Genomic DNA, 1,853 nt, shown 5'->3' on the forward strand with positions numbered 1-1,853 from the left:
TGGGGCTGGCGATCTGCCGCTCGGTGATCGAGGCGCACCACGGCGGCATGGAGGCCGGCGCAGGCGCGCTGGGTGGGGCGAGGATCAGCTTCACGCTGCCGCTGTGTCAGGAGACCGGGCCGTGCGGCGCGGGCGAGGCGGGCGTCGATTCATACAAGGAGGGCGCGCGATGAGCGACCCACAGGCGACGGTCCACCTGGTGGACGACGAGGCGGCGGTGCGCGACGCGCTGGCTTTCTTGATGCGCTCGCACGGTCTGCGGGTGGACGCGCATGCGAGCGGGCCGGCGCTGTTCGAGGCGCTGGACCAGGCGATCGATCCGCATGGCTGCATCGTGCTGGATGTGCGGATGGAGCCGCTGTCCGGGCTGCAGGTGCATGACGAGCTGATCGCGCGCGGGGTGCCGCTGCCGGTGATCTTCCTGAGCGGTCACGGCGACATCCCGATGGCGGTGGATGCGATGCAGAAGGGCGCGGTCGATTTCGTCGAGAAGCCGTTCAACGACCAGGCGCTGGTGAACAAGGTGCAGCGCGCGATCGCCACGGACGTCCACCGCTGGCGCGAATCGCGCGCTCATGCGGACGTGGCCGGCAGGCTCGCCAGCCTGACCGACCGCGAACGTGAGGTCGCGGTGCTGGTGGCGGCCGGCAAGCTGAACAAGCAGGTCGCGGATGAACTGGGCATCGCGATCCGCACGGTGGAGGTCCACCGCGCGAGGGCGTTCACGAAGCTGGGCCTGCGCTCCGCGGCGGAACTGGCGACGCTGCTGGAGCGGTTTGAGGTGAAGCGGGAGAAGGGCGCTCAGTGAGCGACGGCCGGTCGGGCCGTCAACTCGATGCCGAGCGCGTTGAGCACAGCCAGGAGCGTGCGTAGCGTCGGATTCCCCTTTTCGCTGAAAGAGCGATACAGATGCTCGCGGGACAGGCCCGTCTGCTCGGCGACCTGGGACATTCCCTTGGCTCGCGCCACCATGCCCAGGGCAAATGCGATGTAACCCGCGTCATTCGTTTCGAATGCGTCTGCCATGAAGATCGCGATCGACTCTTCCGACGTCAGCAGTTCTGCCGGGTCATAGGTCCGCACCTTCTCAGCCATCTTGAAACTCCCCTTTCGCGAGTGCCATCGCGGTACGAATGTCCGATTCCTGTGACGACTTGTTCCCGCCGCACAGCAGGACGATGAGCCGATCACCACGCTTGACGTAGTACAGGCGATAGCCAGGACCCACATGGATCCGGAGCTCGCGAACACCGTGGCCGAGGGCTTTCTCGTCGCCAGGGTAGCCGTGCATCAGGCGCGAGATGCGCGCGTTGATGCGTTGCTTCGTTTCAAAGTCCTTGAGACGAAGAAGCCACTTGTCGAACGTGCGGGTGGACTGGACGGTGATCACCCGATCACTGTAGTTTATGCGCTACTTGCGATCGATGGCTCAAGGCTGTACGGCCGTGAGGACTCCCCACTGTTCTGAGTCAATCCGGTGACTGGACCACCAGCGACACGTTGCTCCCGCCGAATGCGAAGGAATTGCTGACCATCGACTTGGATGGGTCGAAGGCCCGCGGCTCGCGGATCACATCCGCGATCTCCTCGAGCGCGCTCGTGCGCACATTCGCGCTGCGCGGCAGCTCGCCCCGGCGCAGCGCCTGCACGCAGGCGATCAGCTCCAGCGCGCCGCCGGCGCCGATCAGGTGACCGTGCAGCGCCTTGGTCGCGCTCACCGGCACGCCGCGCGGACCGAAGACGCGCGCCAGCGATTCGGCCTCGACCGCGTCGCCCACGTCCGTGGCCGTGCCGTGCGCGTTCACGTAGCCGACCTGCGCCGGCTCGATCCCCGCGTCGGCCAGCGCGGCGCG

The 1,853-nt window shown here is 67.0% G+C and carries 3 protein-coding genes and 1 pseudogene; 1 reads left to right on the top strand and 3 read right to left on the bottom strand.

The genetic code is table 11. The annotated features are described in order from the left end of the window. Positions 1-169: 169 nt before the first annotated feature. A complete protein-coding gene (locus FUT87_RS19965; RefSeq protein WP_091720200.1) occupies positions 170-808 on the top strand; it encodes a response regulator transcription factor in 639 nt (212 codons plus the stop codon). On the opposite strand, the gene FUT87_RS19970 is transcribed toward FUT87_RS19965, so the two are convergent. From FUT87_RS19970 to FUT87_RS19980, 3 genes and pseudogenes are all read right to left on the bottom strand, one after another. Further along, complete coding sequence (locus tag FUT87_RS19970; protein WP_091720205.1) at positions 802-1,095, bottom strand: addiction module antidote protein; 294 nt, start codon at positions 1,093-1,095, stop codon at positions 802-804. The genes FUT87_RS19965 and FUT87_RS19970 overlap by 7 nt on opposite strands. Next, positions 1,088-1,390: a type II toxin-antitoxin system RelE/ParE family toxin gene (locus FUT87_RS19975; RefSeq protein ID WP_091720210.1), complete on the bottom strand. Its 303-nt coding sequence runs from the start codon at positions 1,388-1,390 to the stop codon at positions 1,088-1,090. Before FUT87_RS19975 ends, FUT87_RS19970 begins: the two co-directional genes overlap by 8 nt. A 79-nt stretch (positions 1,391-1,469) precedes the next feature. Further along, positions 1,470-1,853 (bottom strand): annotated as a pseudogene (locus FUT87_RS19980) (beta-ketoacyl-[acyl-carrier-protein] synthase family protein); the annotation flags it as partial.

Source organism: Mitsuaria sp. TWR114 (genome assembly GCF_007997345.1).